Source organism: Streptomyces spororaveus (genome assembly GCF_016755875.1).
Classification (GTDB): Bacteria; Actinomycetota; Actinomycetes; order Streptomycetales; family Streptomycetaceae; genus Streptomyces; species Streptomyces spororaveus.
Genome location: NZ_BNED01000005.1, coordinates 6564608 through 6587204, shown reverse-complemented (window position 1 = coordinate 6587204; position 22597 = coordinate 6564608). Strand labels below are relative to the sequence as shown.

Here is a 22597-nt window from a genome sequence, read left to right as displayed (position 1 = left end):
ACACATCCGCACGCGTACTCAGACGGGTACTCAGTCGGGCTTCCGTACTCCTGGGCTGCCGGGCTTCCGGGCTCAGAAGGCGGAAACCCCGGTACGGGCGCGGCCGATGAGCAGCTTCTGGATCTGGCTGGTGCCCTCGTACAGGGTCATGACGCGGGCGTCGCGCAGCAGTTTGCCCACCGGGTACTCGTCGATGTAGCCGTAGCCGCCGTGCACCTGGAGGGCGTTGCTCGCGGCGCGCACGGCCGCCTCGGAGGCGAAGAGCTTGGCGGTGGAGGACTCGGTGGCGAAGGGCTGCCCGCTGTCGATGAGGTCGGCCACCCGCCAGGTCAGCAGCCGGGCCGCGTCCACGTCGACCGAGATGTCGGCGATGAGCTCCTGGACCAGCTGGTGGTGGGCTATCGGCCGGCCGAACTGCTCGCGCTGGGCGGCGTACGAGACCGCCGCGTCCAGGGCCGCCTGCGCGATGCCGACACAGCCGGCGGCGACCGACATCCGGCCCTTGGCCAGGGCGGACATGGCGACCGAGAAGCCCTTGCCCTCGGGGCCGAGCATCGCGGAGGCGGGCACGCGTACGCCGTCGAGGACGAGCTCGGCGGTGGCCTGGCCGCGCAGGCCGAGTTTGCCGTGGATCTCGCGGCGGGTCAGGCCGGGCGTGTCGGTGGGGACGAGGAAGGCGGAGATCCCGCGGTGGCCGGGCTCGCCGCCGGTGCGGGCGAAGAGCAGCACCACGTCGGCCCAGGTGCCGTTGGTGATGAACATCTTGCTGCCGTCGAGGACGTACGCGTCCCCCTCGCGCACGGCGCGGGTGGTGAGGCTTCCGGCGTCGGAGCCGGTGCCGGGCTCGGTCAGACCGAAGCAGCCGAGCGCGTCGCCGGAGCACAGGCGGGGCAGCCACGCCCGCTTCTGGTCCTCGGTGCCCCAGGCGGCGACGGTCTTGGCGACCAGGCCGAGGGAGACGGAGACGATCCCGCGCACGGCGGAGTCCCCGCGTCCGAGCTCCTCGGTGACCAGCACGTAGGCGAGGTGGTCACCGCCCGACCCGCCGTACTCCTCGGGGACGGTCAGACCGAGGAAGCCGAGCGCGCCCAGCTTCTTCACGATGGCCCGGTCGACGCTCTCGGAGCGGTCCCACTCGGCGGCGTACGGGACGACCTCGCGCTCGGTGAACTCGCGGGCGAGCCCGCGGACGGCGGTCTGCTCCTCGCTCAGCTCCAGATTCACCGGGCACCTCCGGGGCGCTCGTCCGACGCTTTAACTAGCACCGGTAGTTTAAGGCGGGCAGGCCCTACTATGTGGCGCATGGCCAGACCGCGCAAGCCCCTCCTCAGCCGGGACCGCATCGTCGAGGCGGCCGGCGCCCTGGTGGACGCGGAGGGACTGGAGGCCGTGTCGACGCGGCGGCTGGCAGCCGCGCTCGGGGTCAGCGGGCCCTCCCTGTACAACCACTTCCGCACCAAGGACGAGATCCTGGACGCGGTGGCGGACGCGGTGAGCGCGCGGGTCGACCTGTCGATGTTCGACGGCGGCCAGGACTGGCGGGCGGCCCTGCACGCGTGGGCGCATTCGTACCGGGACGCCCTGGCGGACCACCCGAACATCGTCCCGGTACTGGCGCGCGGCCCCGGCCGCCGGCCGGCCGGGCTGCGGCTGGCGGACGCGGTGTTCGGGGCGATGACGGCGGCCGGCTGGCCCGCGGCGCAGGCGACCCGGATCGGCGCGCTGATGCGGTACTTCATCCTGGGCTCGGCGGTGGCCTCCTTCGCCGGAGGTTTCGTGGACGACCGCACGGCGTACGACCCTGCGGACTACCCGCACCTGGGCCAGGCCCACCTGCTGGCGGAACGCGGGCGCGAGGTGGACGAGGGCGCCTTCGAGACGGGCCTCGCGGCACTGCTGGACGGACTGGCCCTCCAGTACGAGGCGTTGAAGGAAACCGTGTGACGCGCTAGACCGCTCGGCCGCTCGGCCGTTCGGCGTTCCAGGGCGGGGTCCGCCTCCCCGCCCCGGAGCGTGCCGGCCCAGGTCGAAGGAGACGGCCCGGGTCAGGGCTGGAAGACGACCAGGGAGCGGCCGCCCTTGCCGGCCAGCATGGCGTCGAAGGCGGCCGGGATGCCGTCGAGGGTGATGCGGTCGGTGACCAGGGCCCCGAGGTCGAGGCGGCCCGCGCGGACGTGCTCGGCGATCACCGGGAGGTCGCGGGCCGGGTCGCTGTTGCCGTAGACGCAGCCGGTGAGGGTGCGGGCGAAGTGGAAGATCTCCATGGAGTGGAAGGTGACCCGCTGCTCCTTGCCGCCGATGCCGACGACCGTGGTGCGGCCGCCGCGGCGGGTCGACTCCCAGGCACCCCGGATGGTCTCGGCCCGGCCCACGCACTCGACGGCGACATCGGCGCCCTGCCCGCCGGTCAGCGCCCGGATCTGCTTGGCGGTGGTGTCGGAGGCGAGCACGAAGTCGGTGGCCCCGGCCGCGCGGGCCAGTTCCTCCTTGGCCGGGGACACGTCGACGGCGATGACCGGGCCCGCCTGCGCGATCCGGGCGGCCTGGAGGGCGACCAGGCCGACACCGCCGACGCCGAAGACGGCCACCGACTCGCCCGGACGGACCTGGGCGCTGTGGTGAACGGCCCCGTAGCCGGTGAGGACGGCGCAGCCGAGCAGGGCGGCCTCGGCGAGCGGGATCCCGGCGGGCGCGGGCAGCACACAGTTGGCCGCGACGACGGTCTCCTCCGCGAAGGCGGCCACGTTCAGCCCGGGGTGCAGCGCGGTGCCCTGCGCGTCGTGCGCGTAGACGGCCCCGACCCCGGTGAGCGCCGTGGCGCAGAGCCAGATCTCGCCGATCGCGCAGTGGTGGCACTCTCCGCAGGACGGGGCCCAGTTGAGCACCACGCCGTCACCGGGGGCGACGTGGGTGACGCCCTCCCCCACGGCGAGGACCGTGCCCGCGCCCTCGTGGCCGAGGACGGCGGGCACGGGGACCCGCATGGTGCCGTTGGTGAGGGAGAGGTCCGAGTGGCACACACCGGCGGCGGCGAGCCGCACCCGGACCTGCCCGGGACCGGGATCCGGCAGCACGATGTCCCGAATCTCCAGCGGGTCTCCGACGGCGGGCAGGACTGCGGCGCGGACCATGGTCGTCATCTCGTCTTTCCGGTACGGGGCGGGCGCGGCGGGGCCGTGCAGGGGGCGGGGCGGGGCGGGCGGTTCGAGCAGGGGGTCAGAACTGCAGGGACTTGGTCTGGAGGTACTCCGCCAGGCCGTGCGCGCCCAGCTCGCGGCCGACACCCGACTGCTTGTAGCCGCCGAAGGGCGCGAGCACGTTGAAGCGGCCGCCGTTGATGTCGACCTGCCCGGTGTCCATACGGCGCGCAAAGGCCACGGCCGTCTCGTCGTCGGCGGCCCAGACGGCGCCGCCCAGGCCGTAGACGGTGCCGTTGGCGATGCTGAGGGCGTCCTCCTCGTCCTCGTAGCGGAGGATCGACAGCACCGGGCCGAAGATCTCCTCCTGGGCGATGGTCATGTCGGGCGTGACGTCGGCGAACACCGTCGGCGCCACGAAGTACCCCTGCTCCAGCGGCGCTTCCGGCCCGCCCGCGACGAGGCGCGCGCCTTCCGCCACGCCCTTGGCGATGAAACCGCGGACGCGCGCGTGCTGCTTGGCGTTGACGACCGGGCCGACGCGGGTACCCGTCTCGCGGGGGTCACCGGTGGGGTAGTCGGCCACGGCGGCGGCCGCCAGCGAGACGGCCTCCTCGTAGTGGTCCCGGTGGACGAGCATCCGGGTCAGCGCGTTGCAGCTCTGACCGCTGTTGTTCATGACGTGTCCGACGCCTGCCGCGACCGCCTTGACCAGGTCGGCCCCGGGCAGGATGACATTGGCCGATTTCCCGCCCAGTTCGAGCGCGACCCGCTTGACGGCGGCCCCGGCCGTGGCGCCGATCTGCTTGCCGACCGCGGTCGAGCCGGTGAAGGAGACGAGGTCGACCCCCTCGTGCGCGGCCAGGGCCTGGCCGGCGACCGGACCGGTACCGGTCACCAGATTGAAGACTCCGGCCGGGATACCCGCCTCGTGCACGGCTTCGGCGAAGAGCTGTGCGGTCAGCGGAGTGTCCTCGGCCGGCTTGAGGACGAGGGTGCAGCCGGCGGCGAGAGCGGGCGCCACCTTTGCAACGACCTGGTGCAGCGGATAGTTCCAGGGCGTGATGGCCGCGACCACGCCGATCGGCTCCAGCAGCACGGTGGAGTTCCCGACCCGCTCCTCGAAGGCGTACGAGGAGGCGAGTTCGGCGTAGGAGGCGGCCACGGCGAGCGGGGCTCCGACGTGCACCGCCTTGGAGAAGCCGACAGGGGACCCGAGCTCCGCGGTGATGGTCTCGGTCAGCTCGCCCGCGCGGGCCAGCAGCGCGTCACGGAGCGCGCCGATCAGGGCGGCCCGCTCGGCCGGGGCCGTGGCCGCCCAGCCGCGGAGGGCCGCACGGGCCGCGCGTACGGCCGCGTCCACGTCTTCTTCGGTACCGGCCGGGACCCGGGCGATGACCTGGCCGTCGGCCGGGTTCACGACCTCGATCAGTTCGCCGCCGACGGCGGGCCGCCACGCGCCGTCGATGTACATCCCGTCGTGAGCCTTCATGGCATTCCTCCCGAGCACGCACGAGCGCGTAGATCCGACCTCGCGAACACCCTACAAACTAGCGGCGGTAGTTTTACCGGCCGGAGGGCGCCGGATTTCAGATGATGCCGAAAAGCATCCCTGCCAGGAGGACCACGAGGGAGGTCAGGGCCGCCCATTTCACGGTGAACCGGGTGTGGTCGCCGAACTCGACCTTGGCCATGCCGACGAGGACGTAGACGGCCGGAACCAGCGGGCTCGACATGTGCAGGGCCTGGCCGACGAGGGAGGCGCGGGCTATCTCCAGCGAGGAGACCCCGTGGGCGGCGCCGGCCTCGGCGAGGACGGGCAGGACGCCGAAGTAGAAGCCGTCGTTGGACATGAAGTAGGTGAGCGGCAGGCTGAGCAGACCGGTGACCAGCGCCATGTGCGGGCCCATGCCCTCGGGGATGGCGCCGACGAGCCAGTCGGCCATGTGCTTGACCATGCCGGTGCCGGTGAGGACCCCGGTGAAGACGGCGGCGGCGAAGACCATGCCGGCGACGTTCAGGACGTTGTCGGCGTGGGCGGCGATCCGGGCCTTCTGGTCGGGCATGTGCGGGAAGTTGACGGTGAGGGCGAGGGCGGCGCCGAGCAGGAACAGCACCGGGATGGGCAGCAGCTCCATGATCATCGCGGTGAGCAGGGCCACGGTGAGGCCGGCGTTGAACCAGTAGAGACGGGGCCGCAGGGTGGGACGGTGGGGATCCAGACCCTGGAATCCGCCCTCGGGCAGGGCGTCGGAGCCGCCCCCGTGCGGGGCGGCGGAGCCCGGACCCGCGGCGGAAGCGCCGGAGGCGGTCGATCCGGCGGAGGCGGTCGATCCGGCGGAGCCCTCCGCGGAGGTGGACGTGACAGCGGCGGCTGCGGTGGCCGTGCCGGGCGCGGCCGGGACCAGCTCCTGCTCCTCGGCGGCCTCGGCGGCCTCGGGCGCCGCCTGGCCGGGCAGCGCCAGCGTGCCGACCCGGCGGCGCTCCTTCACACCGAGGACGTAGGCCAGGACGAACACGAAGAGCAGGCCCACCGCGAGGGCCGGAATCATCGGGACGAAGATGTCCGCGGCGTCGACCTTGAGAGCGGTGGCGGCGCGGGCGGTCGGACCGCCCCAGGGCAGGGTGTTCATGACGCCGTTGGCCGTGGCCGCGACACCCGTCATCACCACCAGGCTCAGGCCGAGCCTCTTGTAGAGGGGGTACATGGCCGACACAGTGATCATGAAGGTGGTCGATCCGTCGCCGTCGAGCGAGACGATGGCGGCGAGGACGGCGGTGCCGACCACCACCCGCACCGGGTCCGCCTTGCAGAAGCGCAGGATGCCGCGGACGATCGGGTCGAAGAGGCCGACGTCGATCATCACGCCGAAGTAGACGATGGCGAACATCAGCATGGCGGCGGTCGGGGCGAGCTTGCCGACGCCGTCGATGACGTAGTCGCCGAGGTGCGCGCCCTTCCCTGCGAACACGCAGAAGAGTGCGGGGATGAGGACGAGCGCCGCGATGGGCGACATTTTCTTCATCATGATCAGGACCAGGAACGTCGCGATCATGGCGAAGCCGAGGAAGGTCAGCATGTGGGGAAGGTAGGTGCCCCCTCCTTGCGCCAACAAGACGTCCGCGCGTGAGCAATACGAGCAAAACCCCAGCTCAGGGCAGGGGCGCGAGCTCGACGGGGAAGCCGTTGAGGACCGCCGTGCCGGACAGCCGGTCCATGCGGGTGCCGTCGAGCAGCTGGTTGACGTTGGCGCCGGGCGCCGCGGCGGCCACCGACAGCCGCGAGCCGGCGCGGTCGTGGCCCCAGCCGTGCGGAAGGCTCACCACACCGCTGCGGATGGCGTCGGTGACCTCGACGGGCACCTCCAGGCTCCCGCCTTCGGCGGTGATCCTGGCCTGCCCTCCGTCGACGAGGCCCAGCCGGTCCGCGTCCCGCGGATGGACCTGAAGGGTGCAGCGGTTGGAACCTCCGGTGAGGGCCGGGACGTTGTGCAACCAGCTGTTGTTGGACCGCAGGTGGCGGCGGCCCACGAGCACCAGGGTGGCGGGGCGGTCGGCGAGCGCCGCGCGCAGCCTGGGGAGTTCGGCCGCGATCGGGTCCGGCAGCAGTTCGACCCTGCCGCTGCGGGTCTTCAGCACGCCCGGGAGCCGGGGCCGCAGCGGGCCGAGGTCGATGCCGTGCGGGGCCTGCCGCAGATCGTCGAGCGTCAGGCCGTACGGGCCCGTGCGCAGCATCAGGTCGAGGCGCCGCTCGGGGCCGGTGCGGCCGCTCAGCAGGCGGGCCGTCTCCTTCGGGTCGCCGCCGTGGAGCGGCGAGTGGGGATCGGTGACGGCCCGGGCCAGGCTGTCGGCGATGACGCGCTCGTCGACCGCCTCCGGCGGCGCTCCGTGCAGGCCGGAGACCGCGAGGATCAGGCGCGCGTGGATCTCGCACTCGTCCATGCGCCCCGCCTCCAGCGGGAGGGCGGCGGGTGAATAGCGGGCCTGGTTGCGCACGGCGAATCCGTTGAAGGCGAAATCGAAGTGCGCGCTCTGCGAGGGCGGAGGCGGTGGCAGGACGACGTGGGCGTGGCGTGAGGTCTCGTTCAGGTAGGGGTCGACGGAGACCATGAAGTCGAGCCCGGCCAGCGCCCGGTCCAGCCGGTCGCCGTCGGGTGCGGACAGGACGGGGTTGGCGGCGATGGCGAGCAGGACCCGGATCCGCCCGTCACCCCGGGTCTCGATCTCCTCGGCGAGGGCGGCCATGGGCAGTTCGCCCTTGACCTCCGGGTGGCCGGCGACCCGGCTCGACCAGCGGCCGAGGGCGAACCCCTTGCCCGGGCCCGCGGGGCGGCCCGCGGGAGCCGTGGCGGAGAGCGGGAAGAGGGCTCCGCCCGGCCGGTCGAGGTTGCCGGTGAGGACGTTCAGTACGTCGACCAGCCAGCTCGCGAGCGTGCCGAACTCGACGGTGCAGCTGCCGATCCGGGCGTAGACGGCGGCGGTGGGTGCGGCCGCGAGCTCGCGGGCGAGGGTGCGGATCTCGGCAGCGGTGAGGTCGCATGCGGGTGCGACGGCCTCAGGAGTGAAACTCCCGAGAGCGGCGCCGAGTTCCCCGATGCCCTCACAGTGTTCCTCCAGCGCTCCGGGGTCGGCGAGCTTCTCCTCGATCAGGGTCTGGGCGAGGGCGGCGAGCAGCAGCGCGTCACTGCCGGGGCGCGGCGCGAGGTGGCGGTCGGCGAGTGCGGCGGTGCGCGTACGGCGCGGGTCGACGACGACCAGGGTGCCGCCGCGGGCCCGCAGGGCCTTGAGCCGGCCCGGGAAGTCGGGTGCGGTGCACAGGGAGCCGTTGGACTCGACCGGGTTGGCGCCCAGGAGCAGCAGGAAGTCGGTCCGGTCGAGGTCGGGGACCGGGATCGCGAAGGGGTCGCCGAAGAGCAGCCCGCTGGACACGTGCTTGGGCATCTGGTCGAGGGTGCTGGCGGTGAAGAGGTTGCGGGTGCCGAGGCTCCTGAGGAGCAGGGGAGGGTAGAGGGCGCCGGCCATGGTGTGCACGTTCGGGTTGCCGAGCACGACACCGACCGACTGGGCCCCGTATTCCTGGACCAGGGCGGGGACGGCCGCCGCGATGGTGTCGAAGGCCTCCGCCCAGGTGGCCTCCCGCAGTTGGCCGTCGCGGCGGACGAGGGGGCCCCGCAGCCGGTCGGGATCGGAGTCGAGCGCTCCGAACGCCGCCCCCTTGGGGCAGATGAAGCCGCGGCTGAAGACGTCCTCGCGGTCACCGCGGGCTCCCGTGACCACGCCGTCCGCGAGGGTGAGGGTCAGGCCGCACGTGGCTTCGCACAGGGGGCAGATACGCAGGGCGGTTCCGGACATGGGCCCTCCAGGGGCGGCGGTCTGCGGCAGGGGCGCTGGCACGCGGGGCACTCCGAGCATACCGACCGGTACGCATGGAGGGGAGGGGTGCGCGGGACCGAGTGGGTACGGGTGACGCCCCCGCTCCCGCCGGTCCCGAAAGCACCGTCGGGCCGGTCCGGCACGGGCGGGCCGGGGTGAGGTGGGGCGGGGCGAGCGGGCCAGGGCGGGGCGGAGCGGGGTCAGTCCAGTACGCGCGCCAGGTACGCGTGCATCATCGCGCGGGTCTCGGCGACGATGCCGGGGTCCCCGGCCGGGTCGGCGCGGAAGGCGAGCTGTATGAGTGCGTCGGTGGCCTCGACCGCGACGAGGACGGCCCGTTCCAGGGTGGCGTCGGGGGTCAGGGCGAGGTGCGCGGAGAGCAGTTCGGTCAGCCGGGCGGCGACCTCGTGGTTCGGGTCCGACTCCGGCCCCTCGGCGGGCGGCGCGGGCACGCCGAAGTCCACGAGCGCGAAGCCGGGAACGCTGCGTTTCATGGCCAGGTACTCGTCCAGCACCGCGTCCACGACGGGCCGCCAGTGGGTGGCGGGGAGGTCGGCGAGCCGGTCCGCGATGCCGTCGACGTAGCGGTCCAGATTGCGGTGGGCGAGGGCTATGGCCATGGCCCTCTTGTTGCCGAAGAAGCGGTAGACGGAACCGATCGGCACGCCGGCGCGCACGGCCACGGCACGGGTGCTCAGGTTGTCGTACCCGGTCTCGTCCAGCAGCTCGGCGCAGGCGTCGAGGATCCGGGCGAGCCGGTCGGCGCTGCGCTGCTGGATCGGCGCACGGCGCAGGGAGTGGGCGGGAGGCACGGGGTCCATCATGCCGCTCCTCGCTTCTCGGTTCGGTGGGGGCCTCAGTTCAGCAGAAGACTGAGCCCTCCGACGGTGTAAGTGATCATCAGCGCCAGCAGCGGCAGTTGTCCGGCCACCGCCTTCGCGGGCGGGAAGAGACGTACGGACCGGTCGTGGGCCGCGACGACACCGAGCACGTGACCGGTGACGACGGCGACGACCTGGAGGGCGGCGAGGCCGCCGGGACCCAGGGGTGGCACGGGTTCTGGGGCGTTGTCAGTGCCGAGTGCCATGCTTACTGTGCGTGGTCCTTCGACTACCAGGAGGGAGAAGTAGTGGGCGATGAGATAGCCGAGTGCGATCGGTACGAGTGAGTGCGCGAAGGCGGTCAGCGGGCCGGGGTGCGGGCCGCTGACGAGGCGGGTGGCCGCTGCGCAGAGGCAGTAGAGGGTGGCCACGAGGGCGATGGAGGCGAGCAGGCCGAGTGTGGCCGTGGGGATGCGGCCGAGGGGGGATGTCTGAACGGCGTTGATCCACGCGGGGTTGTCGGAGAAGCCGTCGTAGGCGGTGGAGCCGAGCAGGACGCAGACGGTGGCGACGAGTCCGGGCCGCTCGGGTGTCGCGTCGAGTCCGTGGAAGGGGTTACGGAGTACGAGGCGGCCGTCGCTGCGACGGCCGAGGGGGGAGAGCCGGGACAAGAGGGTGGAGTACACCTCGAAGGCGTCGCCGTGGTCGAACCAGCGCTCGCCGAAGCGGGCGGCGAGCAGCAGTTGGGCGGTGGCGTAGGCGGTGAGGGCGACGAGGAGGGTGGTGGTGGAAGCGGGATCGGGAGCGACGAGTTCGAGCCAGGTGAAACCGAACAGCCCGACGGCGGCCGGCCATTGACCGAGCCGGGCGGGGAGGGGGCGGCCGGGGCCGCGGCGGCGCCGGGCCCGGGAGAGCAGGCGGTGCAGGGTGCGGAGCGGGTTGAGCAGGCGCCAGACGGGGCCGAGGAGGAGGGAGGCGGGCACGAGTCCGACCCAGAGGAGGACGTAGACGGCGCCGGGAGCGGGGTTGTGCGCGGGGTCGTCGGGACCGAGGAGGAGGTGGAGCAGCACGACCAGCGCGGCGGCGAGTCCCAGGCAGCGCAGGGCGGTTCGGGTGGCGGGCGCGTCGGCCACCCGCTGGAGGGCCGCGGGCAGGGCGAGGCCCGAGCGCTCTCCGCGGAAGCGGGAGGTGGACCAGAGCAGGCCGAGCGCGAGAAAGGAGACGAACAGCGCGGCGAAGGCACCGGCGAAGGCGTAGAAGGGAGAGATCGGTAGATCGTGCTGGGACCCGATCCCGTGCGCGAGCGAGGTGAGCGGATCGGCCGGGTGAAGGACCACGCCCCGGCCGTGGGCCCCCTCGCCGGCGCCCTGGGGGAGATCCGGCCCGAGCGGGCTCACCATCGGCCCACCCGGCGCGAAGTCCCGTCGGCGACACGGCCCGGCCGTCCGGACGGCCGGGGCGGAACGCCGGCCAGGACCGCGGGCGGTACCCCGGTCCGCCCTACGGGCCGGAGCGCGGGTGAGGGCACGAGCGCGTGCCCGCGCCGCGGCCCGCCGAACACGGGCAGGGCCGCAGGCCCGGGCCTGGGTTCGGAGTCCGGTGCGGGGCGGAACGCGGGTTCTGGCTCGGGCTCCGGTGCGGGGCGGGACGCGGGCCTGGGCTCGGGGCCGGGCTTCCGGTGGGGTGGGGTCATCGGACGAGGAGTTGGGTCAGGACGAGGCTGGACTCGTGGGTCTCGACCTCGAAGAGGCCCGTGCGGTCGGCCGTCAGGATCAGGGTGGCCTCCTGGCCTGCCGGCAGGGCGAGCTCCTTGTCGTAGCCGTGGACGTGCAGGGTGTCCGCGCGGTCGCTCGTGACACGCAGGGCCACGCGCTCTCCGCGCCGCACCTCGGTACGGGCGGGAGCCGGGCTGACCTTGCCGTCCCGGACGGTGATGGTGACCGTGCGGTCGGCCTGCTCCGGCGCCTCGGTCGAGGCCGGGGCCGGGGGCGCGGTCGGGGCCGGGGTGTCCCCGTGGCTGTGCCCGCCCGGCCGGCTTGCGGCGGTGGCGGTGAGCTGGGCCGTGCCCTCGACCGGTTTGCCGGAGACCGCCCAGGCGGTGTGGTCGTCCGCGTAGAGGCGGACGGTCAGGGTGTGCGCGCCCTCGGGGACCTGTGCCGCGGGCAGGTGGAACCAGGGGCCGTACAGCCGGGCCAGCTTGCTCCCGTCGAGCTCCAGGTGGGCGTGGCCCGCGCCCGGGAGGGCGGCGCCACCGGTGCTGTCGGGGGTGAATCGGTAGTTCGTCACGGCCAGTTGGAGGTTCCAGCCGTCCTCCGAGTCCGGGCGGACGGTCAGCCGGACCTCCGGCGCGCCCTGGGCCGGGACCTCGCGGAGCCGGTGGCCGGTGGCGTCGGTGGCAGTGAGCAGGGTGCCCACGCTGCCGGAGGCCTGCTCGTGGCTGGTGCCGGGCTTGTGGTGGGTGGTGGCCCGCCCGCCACAGCCCGTCGCCGCTCCGCCCGCCAGGAGCAGGGCGAGGGTGAGCAGGGCCGTGGCGCGGGCGGTTCGGCGGAGCCTGCGGACCGCACGGGGTGGCGGCGTGCCGCAGGCGTCGCAGCGGTTGTCGTCGTCGAGCAGGTCGGGCCGGTGCTCGGGCCGGTCGGTCACTGCTGGCCTCCTGTGGTCGGGGCGGCCTGGGCGGGGGTCACGGTGCGGGATCCGGGGTCGTCGGGGTCGCCGGGGGTTCCGGGGCAGCCGCGCTGAGCGCCGGGGCGGGGCCGGCGGGGACCGGCTCGCGGTCGCCCGTCGGGTCGCCGCCGGGGCCGGACGGCCGGGCCGGGGTGCCCGGGCGGGCCGAGGCCACCACCGCCCACAGGACCCAGACCACGGCGACCAGGGCCCGTATCCAGGCGGGGCTCAGGGGGGTCCAGGGGATCATCAGGACGGCCTTGTCGAAGGCGTCCAGCAGGGTGAGTCCGGCCAGCAGCAGGGTCAGGCGGGCCAACCAGGGGCGGCCTGCCCGCAGGGCCAGGCCGACGCCCGTCCACCACAGGCCGAGCAGGAGCAGGGCGAGCGCCGGGACGAAGGTGGCGGTCAGGGACATGGTGGAGCCCGCCACGTCCAGGACCAGACCCGCGAGCCCGGCCAGCGAGGCCGCCGTGCCCAGGCGCGAGCCGCGCAGGCGGCGCCACCACAGGACGCCGCCGACGAGCAGCAGCACCGCGGCCACGGCCAGCGCGAGCTGGGTCTCCACCCGCTCCAGTCCGCGCGCGCCGTACCAGTCGCAGCCGGCCGGGAGTTTGCGCGCCTGGACGTTATAGTCCGCGCAGACGAGGAGCTGGACCAGCTTGACCGGTTCGCCGACCAGCCGGGCGGACGCCCCGGAGACCTCGCCCCTGCGGTCACCGCACTGCGGGACCGTGCCGGGGGTGGAGCCGTCGGGGCCGTCCTGCCAGCAGTTGGCGCGCCCCTGGCCGTCCCACCACACGTCCATGCCGTTGGGGCGGGCGGCGCCGGACCTGTCCTTGCCCATGACGTTCCCGGCGTACCGGTTGTGATGGGAGGTGTCGGTCTGCTTCGACCACGCCTCCTCGCCACGGATGAAGGCGGGTACCGCGCTGAGGAAGAAGCCCGCGCGCCGGTGCCCGTACACCCAGTTGTTCTCGTAGAGGTTCCAGTTGCCGCCCGCGGTGATGATGCCGGTGCCCGGCGGCATGGAGATCTGCGGGCAGACCACGCCCCGCTCGTAGCCGCGCTCGATCGGCGGCTTCGCGCAGGTGCCGTCGGCGACGTACCCGTAGTAGTCCTGGTTGTTGTCGTGGATGAGGTTCCGCTCGAACTTGGCGTGGTTCTGCGGGAGTCCGGGGTGGCCGGGGAAGGCGCTGTCCATCGAGGCGCCGCCCATGTTCTGGTCGAACTCGTTGTCGTGCACCCACACCGAGTCGCCCGCGGTACCGGAGTAGCCGACCATGTTGTGGTGGCTGTGGCAGCCGGTGATCTCGATGGAGTACCGGGGGACCTCGTAGCCGCGGCCGTCGTTGATGTTCGAGGCGCTGCCCGGGTAGATGCCGGAGTCGCCGTTCCCGTATGACTCGCAGTTCTTGTAGAGCCCGTGGTCGCTGGCGAAGGTCAGGAAGCCGTACTCGTCGTTCCAGCGGGTCAGTACGTCGTCGATGACGAAACCGTCGCCGGCGAGCACGTACAGCGAGTTGAAGGTGGTGCGCTGGGCGGTGAAGTTGCGGAAGTAGACGCCGTTGGACTTGTCCGCGCGGATGGCGTTCAGCTTCTGGTACTTGGCGTCGACGACCACGTCGAGCCGTGACGCGCCCGTGCCCTCGATCTGCAGGTTCGTCTTGCCGAGGATCGCGACGAGGTTCTGGTTGTGCCGGCACCGCACCTGCTGCTCGTAGGACAGGATCTGGTACCCGAGCGAGGACTGGGGGGCCTTGAGCGCGGCACACTCCCCCGTCGGCGCGGGGAGGGAGGGCTCCTCCTCGTACAGGCCGGGGAGGATCGCGATGTTCATCCCGGGCCGGTCGACGGCGTCGACGGCCTCCTGAAGGTGCCGGTAGCCGCTCTTCTCGCACCGCTCGTACAGGGCGAGGTTGCGCTGCCTGAGCTCATCGGGGAAGCCGGATATCCGGCGCTCGAAAGCGGGCCGGTCGGTCTTGCAGACGATCAGGTCGGGCTCCGCCGCCCGGTACTCGGGTACCGATCCGGAGCCGTCGGGGAGGGTGATCGGGCGCTCCTCGTGCGCGCTTGCGGCGGGCGCGGCGGCGAGGAGGGACAGGAGGGCGAGGAGGGCGGCGAGGAGCGCCGCCGGCACGGCAGGGAACCTGCGGGTCCACGACATGCGCGTGAGAGTAGAGCAATGTTCATCTTTTGGGATCCCCTCCTGCCGAAAATCCCCTCGGCCGAAATCCCTCCGCCCCCGGAAGCCCCCCCCCGGCCCCGAAATCCCCTCCGACCCCGGGAGCCCCTCCGACCGGAAGCCCACCCCCTGAATCCCGGCGATCTCCGGGGTCGACCGCAGGTCCGCCGTTGACGTGCGGGCCGCGGAATCCTACTGTCGACCATAGGATTCCTTCGACGGAGCGGGAGCAGTACATGAGCGAGCAGGCCAGGAAGACGGCGGAGGCCCTGGAGTACCTCACCGGCTTCGGCAACGAGCACAGCTCGGAGGCCGTCCCCGGCGCACTGCCGATCGGCCGGAACTCGCCCCAGCGCGCACCCCTCGGCCTCTACGCCGAGCAGCTCAGCGGCAGCGCCTTCACCGAGCCCCGTACCCACAACCGACGCTCCTGGCTCTACCGGATCCGCCCCTCGGCCGCGCACCCGCCCTTCACCCGGATCGACAACGGCGCCCTGCGCTCGGCGCCCTTCACCGAGTCCGTGGCGGACCCGAACCGGCTCCGCTGGAACCCGCTGCCCGACCCGGCCCCCGGCACCGACTTCCTCGCCGGTCTGTGGACCCTCGGCGGCAACGGCGACGCCGCCCAGCGCGCCGGCATGGCCATCCACCTCTACGCCGCCAACGCCGACATGACCGACCGGGTGTTCAGCGACTCCGACGGCGAGCTGCTGATCGTCCCCGAGCGCGGCGGACTGCTCCTGCACACCGAGCTGGGTCTGCTCGCCGCCCGCCCGGGCGACATGGCCCTCATCCCCCGCGGTGTCCGCTTCCGCGTCGAGCTGCTCGACGCCGACGCCCGCGGCTACATCTGCGAGAACTACGGCCAGCCCTTCGAGCTGCCGAACCTCGGCCCGATCGGCGCCAACGGACTCGCCGCCGCGCGGGACTTCCAGGCCCCCGTGGCGGCGTACGAGGACATCGAGCGCCCGACGGAGGTGATCAACAAGTTCTGCGGCAACCTCTGGTCCGCCACCTACGACCACTCCCCGCTCGACGTGGTCGCCTGGCACGGCAGCCACGTCCCGTACGTGTACGACATGCGCCGCTTCAACGTCCTCGGCTCGATCAGCTACGACCACCCCGACCCGTCGATCTTCACGGTCCTGACCTCGCCCTCCGACACCCCGGGGCTGGCGGGCGTGGACTTCGTGGTCTTCGCGCCGCGCTGGCTGGTCGGCGAGGACACCTTCCGCCCGCCCTACTTCCACCGCAACGTGATGAGCGAGTACATGGGCCTCATCGAGGGGGCCTACGACGCCAAGGCGGAGGGCTTCGTCCCCGGCGGCGGCTCGCTCCACAACATGATGTCCGCGCACGGCCCCGACCACGAGACCTTCGAACGGGCGAGCGCCGCCGAGCTGAAGCCGCAGAAGATCGACGACGGCCTGGCCTTCATGTTCGAGACCCGCTGGCCGATCACCGCCACCGCGCAGGCCGCCGGCGCCGATCACCTCCAGCGGGGCTACGACGACGTGTGGCAGGGTCTGCAGCGCCACTTCCGCGCCTGACCTGCACTGCATACGCTGCACACGCCACGTGCGCCGTACCCTGCCCTGCATGCGCCCGCCGCGCGTCCCCCTGTCCAGTACCTCGGAGATCCACCCGTGACCGCCTTCGCCCCCGACTCGCTGGTACTGAACCGGAAGCTGCCGCTCTGGTACCAGGTGTCGCAGTCACTGCGCGCCTCGATACTGGGGCGCACCCCGGACGCCTCGCTGCGCCTGCCCACCGAGGAACAGCTGGCCGGGCACTACGGGGTGAGCGTGCTGACCATGCGGCAGGCGCTCAAGGAGCTGGAGGGCGAGGGCCTGATCAGCCGGCACCGGCGGCGCGGCACCTTCATCGAGCCGGGCGCGCTGCGCAGCACCCCGGTACGGCTGCTGGGCTCGGTCGACGCGATCGTGGCCCAGCAGTCGGGTGACCGTACGACGATCCTCGGGCACGGCCGTACAGCCGTGTCCGGGGAACTGCTGGAGCACTTCCCGGGCACGGCCGAGGTGGTCACCTTCCGCCGCCTGCGCCACGACCGGGAGAGCGGCGAGCCGACCAACTGGGCCGAGAACGCGGTCCTCCCTGAGTTCGCGGAGGCCGTGGACCTCGCCGATCTCGAACGCTGGCCGATGACGAAGGTCCTGCGGGACATCGTGGGGGTGCGCATCAGCCGGATCACGGACACGGTGGAGGCCCGGCTGGCCGACCCGGAGACGGCCGAGCTGCTGCAGGTGCCGCTGCTCAGCCCGATCCTGCACTACACGGGCGTCACGTACGACGAGGACGGCCGGGTGGTGGACGTGGCCCGGATCCGCTACCGCGGCGACCGGTTCTCCTTCACCGTGACGGTCGACGCGCACTGACGGTCCCGGCCCCCGCCGCGCGGCTACTTGTCGTCGTCCTCCCTGGTGCGTTCGCCCTCCGCCTGGGACGGCGTCGTCCGCGTCGTCTGGGGGTGCCGCTGCTTGCGCTGGGCCTCGTCCATGTCCTCGTCGAGTCGCTCGCCCTCGGCCTGTGACGGGGTCGTGTATTCGTCGTACTGACTCATGACCGCCTCCTCAGCCTCCCCGGTCAATACCGTGTATATCCGTATATAAGGAGCCTAGCTCTTCGACCTGGACGCAGCCCGGCCATCGGATGCCGTCGCTACCATCGGCGGCGTGAGCAAAGACGTACCGCTGCTTGAGGATCTGATGCCCTGGTCCGTGGCCGGCCTGCGCCTGGGGCGGGACTGGGTGGCCGCACCCGATCCGGCGGCCCTGCGCACCCGCTGGGCCGCCCTGACCGGCTCCGAAGGCGCCGAGCGGGAGCGGCTGTTCCGCCCGAGCCGCAGCCGCGGGCCCGACGCCGGGGCGGCCGCCCTGCCGGGGCAGCGCTCGGCGGCCACGGCCCGGTTCGCCGACGAGCCGGGCCCGTGCCCCGACCCCGTACGGGTACTCCGCGAGCCCTTCGACGAGCAGTGGCTGCTGCCCGACCAGCGGCTCATCGACGTGGCCCGCCCCGAGCTCTGGCGGGTCCGGGACGAGCACCAGCTGTTCCTCGTCGAGACCCCGGAGCCGCTGGTCACCGCCCACCTCCCGGTCGGCCGCCTCGGCCGCCTCGGCCGGATCCGCCCCCTGCACCGGCGCCCCGGAGCCGCCGAGCCGAATCTCGCCCCCGGCCTGCTGCCCCTGCTGGGGGCCCGCCACGGCGGCCGGGTCGAGGCCGAGGACGTCCTGTGCTGGATCCTCGCGGCCGCCCGCCCGGGGCCGCGCGGGTACGAGGTCCCGCTCGCCGCCGACCCCGAGCGCTGGCGGGCCGGGCTGGAGCTGGGGCGCCGGCTGCTGGGCGTGCAGCTGCGCGGGGCGCGCGGCGGTGAGCCGCCGCGGCTGCCGGGCGGGCGCCGCCCGTACGTCCGCTCGGCGGTCACGGGCTGGCCGCACGAGCTCGCGTACGACGCCGAGAGCGAGACGCTGAGCCTCGGGAGCGGCACGGTCTCCCCCGTGCCGTCCGGGGCCTGGGAGTACGAGGCGCAGCTCGTGCGGGTACTGCCGGCCTGGTTCGCCGCCCGCACCGCGCACCGGGGTCCGGACGCCGAGGGTCTGGCCGCGCTGGGGCCGGCCGAGTGGCCGCAGAGCTGGACCTCGGAGCTGCTGGCCCTGGTGACCACGTTGGCCATGCTGGCCGAACTGGCCCCGGAGCGCGCCGCGTTCGAGCCGGGCCCGGGACTGTCGGCCGAGGCGCTGCGCGCGGCCGGGGTGCTGCCGCCGCCCGCCTGGGCCCGGCGCCCGGCTTCGGTGCTGGACCACCAGGAGGAGGGCCCGGGCGGGCAGTTCGCCCTCCTCTGACCGGGGTGCGGGACACCGGGCCCGCACCCCCGACCCCCGCACCCCCACGCCCCCACACCCCCACACCCCCACACCCCCAGGCTCCTAAGCCCCCCAGGCGCCCAGCAGCCGGGACACCGTGCGGTCGAAGACCTCGTCCATGTCGAGCCCGGCGCCCGGGACCGGGCCGCCTCCGGTGAGGGCCGCCGCCAGCCGCGGGTACTCCCCCGTGACCAGGCGGGAGCCGAGCCAGGCCGTCCGTACGCGCTGCTCCTCCGCCTCGCTCCAGGGCAGCGTCCGGGACCGTTCGGCCAGCGCCAGCTCACTGGCCACGAAGGTCGCGACGGTCCCGTTGACGGCGGCGACGAGTTCCAGCTTCTCGCCGTCCGGCACGTCGAGCGGAGCCAGGCAGTCCAGGCTGTACTCCAGGTAGCGCAGGGCGTTCGGGCCGAAGCCGTAGACGGGACTCAGCAGGCGCGGCAGCCATGGATGGCGGCGCATCAGCGCGCGCGTCCGGCGGGCCAGCGCGAGCAGGTCGGCACGCCAGTCACCGGTCGGCGGGGGAAGCTCGTACTCCCCGCTGACCGCGTCGACCATCAGCTCGTACAGGTCCTCCTTGCGCGGCACGTAGTTGTAGAGGGACATGGTCCCCGCGCCGATCCCGGCCGCCACGCGCCGCATCGACACGGCGTCGATGCCCTCGTCGTCGGCGATCCGCACCGCCTCGGACGCGATCGACTCGCGGCTGTGCGCGGGCCTGGGGCCGCGGCCCGCCCGCTGGGGGCGGGACCAGATCACTTCGGGTTCAGCGGGTCGCCCGCCGGCTGTCATGGCTCAGATCACCTCGTCGTCTCGCCCCCATCTTAGTTACGTACACCGTACGTAGTGAGGTACGGTGACGCACATGACTACTCCGTACGCTGTACTTAGTGAGGGTTTGCAGAAGAGTTACGGGGAGGTCCATGCCCTGCGGGGCCTCGACCTCGCCGTTCCCGAGGGCACGGTCTGCGGGCTCCTCGGCCCCAACGGCGCGGGCAAGACCACCGCCGTCCGGATCCTCACCACCCTCACCGCACCCACCGGCGGCCGCGCCCTCGTCGCCGGTCACGACATCACCCGGGACCCGGCGGCCGTCCGCCGCGCCATCGGCGTCACCGGCCAGTACGCCTCCGTCGACGGCGACCTGACCGGCCGTGAGAACCTCCGGCTCTTCGCCCGGCTGGCCGGGCTGCGCGGCGCCGCGGGCCGGGCCCGCGCGGACGAGCTGCTGGAGCGCTTCGGACTCGGCGAGGCCGCCGACCGGGTGGCCGGCACCTGGTCCGGCGGCATGAAGCGGCGCCTGGACCTGGCCGCGGGCCTCATCACCCGGCCCCGGGTGCTGTTCCTCGACGAGCCCACCACCGGCCTGGACCCGGCGGCCCGCGAGCAGATCTGGACGGCGGTGCGGGAACTCGTCGAGAAGGGCTCCGGCGGCACCACGGTGGTGCTCACCACGCAGTACCTGGAGGAGGCCGACCGGCTGGCCGGCGAGATCGTGGTCGTCGACCGCGGCCGGGTCGCCGCCACCGGCACGCCGGCCGGGTTGAAGGCCCGGATCGGCGCCCGCGCCGAGGTCACCGTCACGGAGCGCGGGACGCTCGCGCGCGCCGCCGCCGTACTCGACCAGCTCACCGGCGGCCGGCCCGCGCTCGACGAGGAACGGCTGACGGTGGGGGTCACCGTCCTCGACGGCGGCCTCACCCTGCCGCGGATCATCAGGGAACTCGACACCGCCGGGGTCCCGGTGACGGACGCGAGCCTGCGTCCGCCGACCCTGGACGAGGTGTTCCTGCGCCTCACCCAGGGCCGTTCCGGCGCCACCGGCGCCGATGCGGCCGACGCCCACCTCGACGCCGCCGGTCCCACCGCCGGTCCCACCGCCGATGCCGATGCCCAGGAGTACGCCGCATGAGCACCCTGCTGTCCGACGGCGGAGCCGTCCTCACCCGCCAGCTCCAGAAGGCCCGGCACGCCCCGGCGCTGCTGATCCTCACCCAGACCATGCCGATCACCATGCTGCTGTTCTTCGGATACGTCTTCGGCAGCGCGCTCGCCATGCCGGGCGCCGAGTACCGGGAGTTCCTCGTCCCCGGGCTGCTGGCCGCGACCGCCGCGAACGGCCTGATGACCGGCATGTTCACCGCCGCGCAGGACGCCCATCGCGGGGTGATGGACCGCTTCCGGACGCTGCCGATGAGCCGTACCGCCGTACCGCTGGGGCAGACGGCGGCCGATCTGTTGACCACCGGTGTGTCGATGGTGCCGCTGATGCTGGTGGGGCTGGCGATGGGCTGGCGCATCGAGAACGGCCTGCCCGGCGCGCTGGCGGCCCTGGGCGTGCTGCTGCTGTTCCGCTTCGCCACCGCGTGGGTGGGCACGTACCTCGGCCTGCTGAGCAAGAGCGAGGAGGCGGCCGGCCAGCTCGGCAGTGCCACCTTCGTCCTGCCGATGCTCTCCAGCGCGTACCTGCCGACCGCCGGACTGCCCGGGTGGCTGCGCACGGTCGCCGAGTGGAACCCGATCAGCGCCGTCGCCACCGCCGTACGCGAACTGTGCGGGAACGCCGGCGGCGAGGCCGCCGCGGGCGCCGCCTGGCCGGCGGCGCACCCCGTGGCCGGGGCGCTGGTGTGGTCGGTGCTGCTGCTCGCGCTGTTCGTGCCGCTGGCCACGCGCAGGTTCGCGGGCGGCGCCCGCTGACCGCCTCCGGTGGAGGCCCTGGGTGGCGGTCCCCGGTGGCGGCGAGAGCCGCCGCAGGTGACAGCCACCCGTCCGAACCGGTAGGCAGGGGCCCATGGCTACCGAACCGCTCCCCCTCGACGGCATCACCGTCGTCGCCGTCGAACAGGCCGTCTCGGCCCCCTTCGCCACCCGCCAGCTCGCCGATCTCGGCGCCCGGGTGATCAAGGTCGAACGCCCCGACGGCGGCGACTTCGCCCGCGCCTACGACACGGCCGCGCACGGCCTCGCCTCGCACTTCGTGTGGGCCAACCGCGGCAAGGAGTCGATCGCCCTCGACCTGAAGGACCCGCGCGGCCGGGAGGTCCTGCACGGGCTGCTGGCCGGGGCCGACGTCTTCGTGCAGAACCTCGCGCAGGGGGCCGCCGCCCGGCTCGGGCTCGACTCGGCCTCGCTGTGCGCGCGTTACCCCCGGCTGGTCGCGGTCGACGTCTCCGGCTACGGCGCCGAGGGCCCGTACGCCCACAAGCGTGCCTACGACATGCTCGTGCAGTGCGAGGCGGGGCTGGTGTCGGTGACCGGCACTCCGGAGCAGCCCGTCAAGGCGGGCATCCCGGCGGCGGACATCGCGGCGGCCATGTACGCCTTCTCGGGGGTCCTGGCCGCTCTGCTGCGCCGGGGGGTCACCGGGCGCGGGGGCAGGGTGGAGGTGTCCATGCTGGACGCGCTCGCCGAGTGGATGGGCCATCCGCTGCACCACACGATGCACGGCGGGCAGCAGCCCGCGCGCACCGGCCTCGCCCATGCGGTGATCGCGCCCTACGACGCCTATGCGACGGCGGACGGGGACCGGGTGCTGCTGTCGGTCCAGAACGACCGCGAGTGGCGGCGTCTGGCCGAGCAGGTCCTGGAACGGCCCGAGTTGGCCGAGGACCCGGCGTACGCGACGAACGCGGCGCGCACCGGGAACCGGGAGAAGACCGACGCGGTGGTGGCGGAGGCGCTGGGCCGGCTCGACGCGGACGAGGCCATCGGGCGGCTGGAAGCGGCGGGCATCGCGTGCGCGCGGCTGAACTCGGTGGCCCAGCTGGCCGGGCATCCGCAACTCGCGGCCCGGGACCGCTGGCGGGAGGTGGATTCACCGGCCGGTCCGCTGCGGGCCCTGCTGCCGCCGATCGGACTGCCGGGCGGCGCGGCACCGCACATGGGTGCGGTGCCCGCGCTGGGCGAGCACACCGAGTCCCTGCTGCGCGCCCTGGGGATGGCGGACGCGCAGATCTCGGAACTGCGCCGGGACGGTGTGATCGGGTAGGGCCGGGGAGCCGGAGGCCGAGGGGCCGACGGCTGCGGTACGGGGACGGTTACGAGCGGCGGCTGCCGAAGAGCGTGCGACGCAGGCGGCGCAGCGGCGCGAAGAGCGAGACGCGCGCGCTCCGGCTCCGCAGGCGGTGCGTGTGGTCGCGGGAGGTGAGCTCGCGCATCAGCAGCGTCGCCTCGGCGGTCTCCCGGTGCGGGACGGCGGGACCGCCCAGCACGGCGAGGTGGCGGTCGAGGCGCGAGCTGGTCGCACTGCTGCCGCAGGTGATGGCAGGCACGCGAGGCGGCCTGCTGCGCATTGCTATCTGTTCCATGATCTCTCCCCACCCGTACGAGGGCACCCGGCCCGGGCAGGTTAACCCTATCGCCCCCGCGTCGCCCCCGGGTATCCCGGTGGTGTGAATTACCCCTGTGGCGACGGGGAGTTGACGATTACTCAGCGGAGTCGCCGATTACTCTCCGCACAGACGTCACGCTGCGAAAGGCCTCTGCGTCGGTCCCGTCACGACAGGGGCCACTTGGCCCACACTGCGCTAACTTGGAGTGACC

At 73.4% G+C, this 22597-nt stretch carries 19 protein-coding genes; 7 read left to right on the top strand and 12 right to left on the bottom strand.

The features are described from left to right. Window positions 1-72: 72 nt before the first annotated feature. Entirely contained in the window at window positions 73-1224 is a 1152-nt protein-coding gene (locus Sspor_RS32250) for an acyl-CoA dehydrogenase family protein (protein ID WP_202202242.1), read from the bottom strand. 69 nt (window positions 1225-1293) lie between these two features. On the opposite strand from Sspor_RS32250, the gene Sspor_RS32245 reads away from it, so the two are divergent. Further along, on the top strand, window positions 1294-1944 hold the full coding sequence (locus Sspor_RS32245; protein ID WP_202202241.1) for a TetR/AcrR family transcriptional regulator: 651 nt from the start codon (window positions 1294-1296) through the stop codon (window positions 1942-1944). A gap of 101 nt (window positions 1945-2045) precedes the next feature. On the opposite strand, the gene Sspor_RS32240 is transcribed toward Sspor_RS32245, so the two are convergent. From Sspor_RS32240 to Sspor_RS32205, 8 genes are all read right to left on the bottom strand, one after another. Continuing rightward, window positions 2046-3131 carry a Zn-dependent alcohol dehydrogenase gene (locus Sspor_RS32240; RefSeq protein ID WP_202204008.1) on the bottom strand — a complete coding sequence of 362 codons (1086 nt, stop codon included), beginning with the start codon at window positions 3129-3131 and terminating at the stop codon, window positions 2046-2048. Between the two features lie 85 nt (window positions 3132-3216). Continuing rightward, window positions 3217-4629 (bottom strand): aldehyde dehydrogenase family protein, encoded by a 1413-nt coding sequence (locus Sspor_RS32235; protein WP_202202240.1) that lies wholly within the window; start codon window positions 4627-4629, stop codon window positions 3217-3219. A gap of 97 nt (window positions 4630-4726) precedes the next feature. After that, window positions 4727-6217 carry a CitMHS family transporter gene (locus tag Sspor_RS32230; protein WP_202202239.1) on the bottom strand — a complete coding sequence of 497 codons (1491 nt, stop codon included), beginning with the start codon at window positions 6215-6217 and terminating at the stop codon, window positions 4727-4729. A 73-nt stretch (window positions 6218-6290) separates the two neighbouring features. Continuing rightward, a complete protein-coding gene (locus tag Sspor_RS32225) occupies window positions 6291-8489 on the bottom strand; it encodes a molybdopterin oxidoreductase family protein (protein ID WP_202202238.1) in 2199 nt (732 codons plus the stop codon). A 221-nt stretch (window positions 8490-8710) separates the two neighbouring features. Then, on the bottom strand, window positions 8711-9331 hold the full coding sequence (locus Sspor_RS32220; protein ID WP_202204007.1) for a TetR/AcrR family transcriptional regulator: 621 nt from the start codon (window positions 9329-9331) through the stop codon (window positions 8711-8713). A 35-nt stretch (window positions 9332-9366) separates the two neighbouring features. Further along, window positions 9367-10668, bottom strand: coding sequence for a hypothetical protein (locus tag Sspor_RS32215; protein WP_202204006.1), 1302 nt, complete (start codon window positions 10666-10668; stop codon window positions 9367-9369). A gap of 352 nt (window positions 10669-11020) precedes the next feature. Further along, window positions 11021-11854 carry a cupredoxin domain-containing protein gene (locus Sspor_RS32210; RefSeq protein ID WP_202204005.1) on the bottom strand — a complete coding sequence of 278 codons (834 nt, stop codon included), beginning with the start codon at window positions 11852-11854 and terminating at the stop codon, window positions 11021-11023. Window positions 11855-12011: 157 nt separating this feature from the next. After that, a complete protein-coding gene (locus Sspor_RS32205; RefSeq protein WP_202202237.1) occupies window positions 12012-14159 on the bottom strand; it encodes a right-handed parallel beta-helix repeat-containing protein in 2148 nt (715 codons plus the stop codon). Window positions 14160-14413: 254 nt separating this feature from the next. On the opposite strand from Sspor_RS32205, the gene hmgA reads away from it, so the two are divergent. Both hmgA and Sspor_RS32195 read left to right on the top strand, forming a co-directional pair. Beyond that, the gene (gene hmgA / locus Sspor_RS32200) at window positions 14414-15727 is read left to right on the top strand and encodes a homogentisate 1,2-dioxygenase (RefSeq protein WP_202202236.1); all 1314 of its coding nucleotides are present in this window, start codon (window positions 14414-14416) and stop codon (window positions 15725-15727) included. Window positions 15728-15823: 96 nt separating this feature from the next. Continuing rightward, a complete protein-coding gene (locus Sspor_RS32195; protein WP_202202235.1) occupies window positions 15824-16573 on the top strand; it encodes a GntR family transcriptional regulator in 750 nt (249 codons plus the stop codon). A gap of 23 nt (window positions 16574-16596) precedes the next feature. Here Sspor_RS32195 and Sspor_RS32190 read toward each other — a convergent pair whose 3' ends face one another. Further along, on the bottom strand, window positions 16597-16758 hold the full coding sequence (locus Sspor_RS32190; RefSeq protein WP_202202234.1) for a hypothetical protein: 162 nt from the start codon (window positions 16756-16758) through the stop codon (window positions 16597-16599). A 145-nt stretch (window positions 16759-16903) separates the two neighbouring features. On the opposite strand from Sspor_RS32190, the gene Sspor_RS32185 reads away from it, so the two are divergent. Beyond that, a complete protein-coding gene (locus Sspor_RS32185; RefSeq protein WP_202204004.1) occupies window positions 16904-18037 on the top strand; it encodes a type ISP restriction/modification enzyme in 1134 nt (377 codons plus the stop codon). A gap of 84 nt (window positions 18038-18121) precedes the next feature. Here the strand turns inward: Sspor_RS32185 and Sspor_RS32180 are convergent, their stop codons facing one another. Beyond that, a complete protein-coding gene (locus tag Sspor_RS32180) occupies window positions 18122-18847 on the bottom strand; it encodes a TetR/AcrR family transcriptional regulator (protein WP_202202233.1) in 726 nt (241 codons plus the stop codon). 73 nt (window positions 18848-18920) lie between these two features. On the opposite strand from Sspor_RS32180, the gene Sspor_RS32175 reads away from it, so the two are divergent. From Sspor_RS32175 to Sspor_RS32165, 3 genes are all read left to right on the top strand, one after another. Then, complete coding sequence (locus tag Sspor_RS32175) at window positions 18921-19967, top strand: ATP-binding cassette domain-containing protein (protein ID WP_202202232.1); 1047 nt, start codon at window positions 18921-18923, stop codon at window positions 19965-19967. Then, window positions 19964-20752: an ABC transporter permease gene (locus tag Sspor_RS32170; protein ID WP_202202231.1), complete on the top strand. Its 789-nt coding sequence runs from the start codon at window positions 19964-19966 to the stop codon at window positions 20750-20752. The genes Sspor_RS32175 and Sspor_RS32170 overlap by 4 nt, the downstream gene beginning before the upstream one ends. A 94-nt stretch (window positions 20753-20846) precedes the next feature. Further along, on the top strand, window positions 20847-22043 hold the full coding sequence (locus tag Sspor_RS32165) for a CaiB/BaiF CoA transferase family protein (protein WP_202202230.1): 1197 nt from the start codon (window positions 20847-20849) through the stop codon (window positions 22041-22043). A gap of 49 nt (window positions 22044-22092) precedes the next feature. On the opposite strand, the gene Sspor_RS32160 is transcribed toward Sspor_RS32165, so the two are convergent. Beyond that, complete coding sequence (locus Sspor_RS32160; RefSeq protein ID WP_076046471.1) at window positions 22093-22362, bottom strand: hypothetical protein; 270 nt, start codon at window positions 22360-22362, stop codon at window positions 22093-22095. Window positions 22363-22597 lie beyond the last annotated feature (235 nt).

Coding starts and splice junctions, on each gene's coding strand:
- Sspor_RS32225 (WP_202202238.1), bottom strand. CDS start 8,489: ATGTCCGGAACCGCCCTGCGTATCTGCCCCCTGTGCGAAGCCACGTGC.
- Sspor_RS32235 (WP_202202240.1), bottom strand. CDS start 4,629: ATGAAGGCTCACGACGGGATGTACATCGACGGCGCGTGGCGGCCCGCC.
- Sspor_RS32170 (WP_202202231.1), top strand. CDS start 19,964: ATGAGCACCCTGCTGTCCGACGGCGGAGCCGTCCTCACCCGCCAGCTC.
- Sspor_RS32220 (WP_202204007.1), bottom strand. CDS start 9,331: ATGGACCCCGTGCCTCCCGCCCACTCCCTGCGCCGTGCGCCGATCCAG.
- hmgA (WP_202202236.1), top strand. CDS start 14,414: ATGAGCGAGCAGGCCAGGAAGACGGCGGAGGCCCTGGAGTACCTCACC.
- Sspor_RS32160 (WP_076046471.1), bottom strand. CDS start 22,362: ATGGAACAGATAGCAATGCGCAGCAGGCCGCCTCGCGTGCCTGCCATC.
- Sspor_RS32190 (WP_202202234.1), bottom strand. CDS start 16,758: ATGAGTCAGTACGACGAATACACGACCCCGTCACAGGCCGAGGGCGAG.
- Sspor_RS32165 (WP_202202230.1), top strand. CDS start 20,847: ATGGCTACCGAACCGCTCCCCCTCGACGGCATCACCGTCGTCGCCGTC.
- Sspor_RS32180 (WP_202202233.1), bottom strand. CDS start 18,847: ATGACAGCCGGCGGGCGACCCGCTGAACCCGAAGTGATCTGGTCCCGC.
- Sspor_RS32205 (WP_202202237.1), bottom strand. CDS start 14,159: ATGTCGTGGACCCGCAGGTTCCCTGCCGTGCCGGCGGCGCTCCTCGCC.
- Sspor_RS32240 (WP_202204008.1), bottom strand. CDS start 3,131: ATGGTCCGCGCCGCAGTCCTGCCCGCCGTCGGAGACCCGCTGGAGATT.
- Sspor_RS32245 (WP_202202241.1), top strand. CDS start 1,294: ATGTGGCGCATGGCCAGACCGCGCAAGCCCCTCCTCAGCCGGGACCGC.
- Sspor_RS32185 (WP_202204004.1), top strand. CDS start 16,904: ATGCCCTGGTCCGTGGCCGGCCTGCGCCTGGGGCGGGACTGGGTGGCC.
- Sspor_RS32230 (WP_202202239.1), bottom strand. CDS start 6,217: ATGCTGACCTTCCTCGGCTTCGCCATGATCGCGACGTTCCTGGTCCTG.
- Sspor_RS32175 (WP_202202232.1), top strand. CDS start 18,921: ATGACTACTCCGTACGCTGTACTTAGTGAGGGTTTGCAGAAGAGTTAC.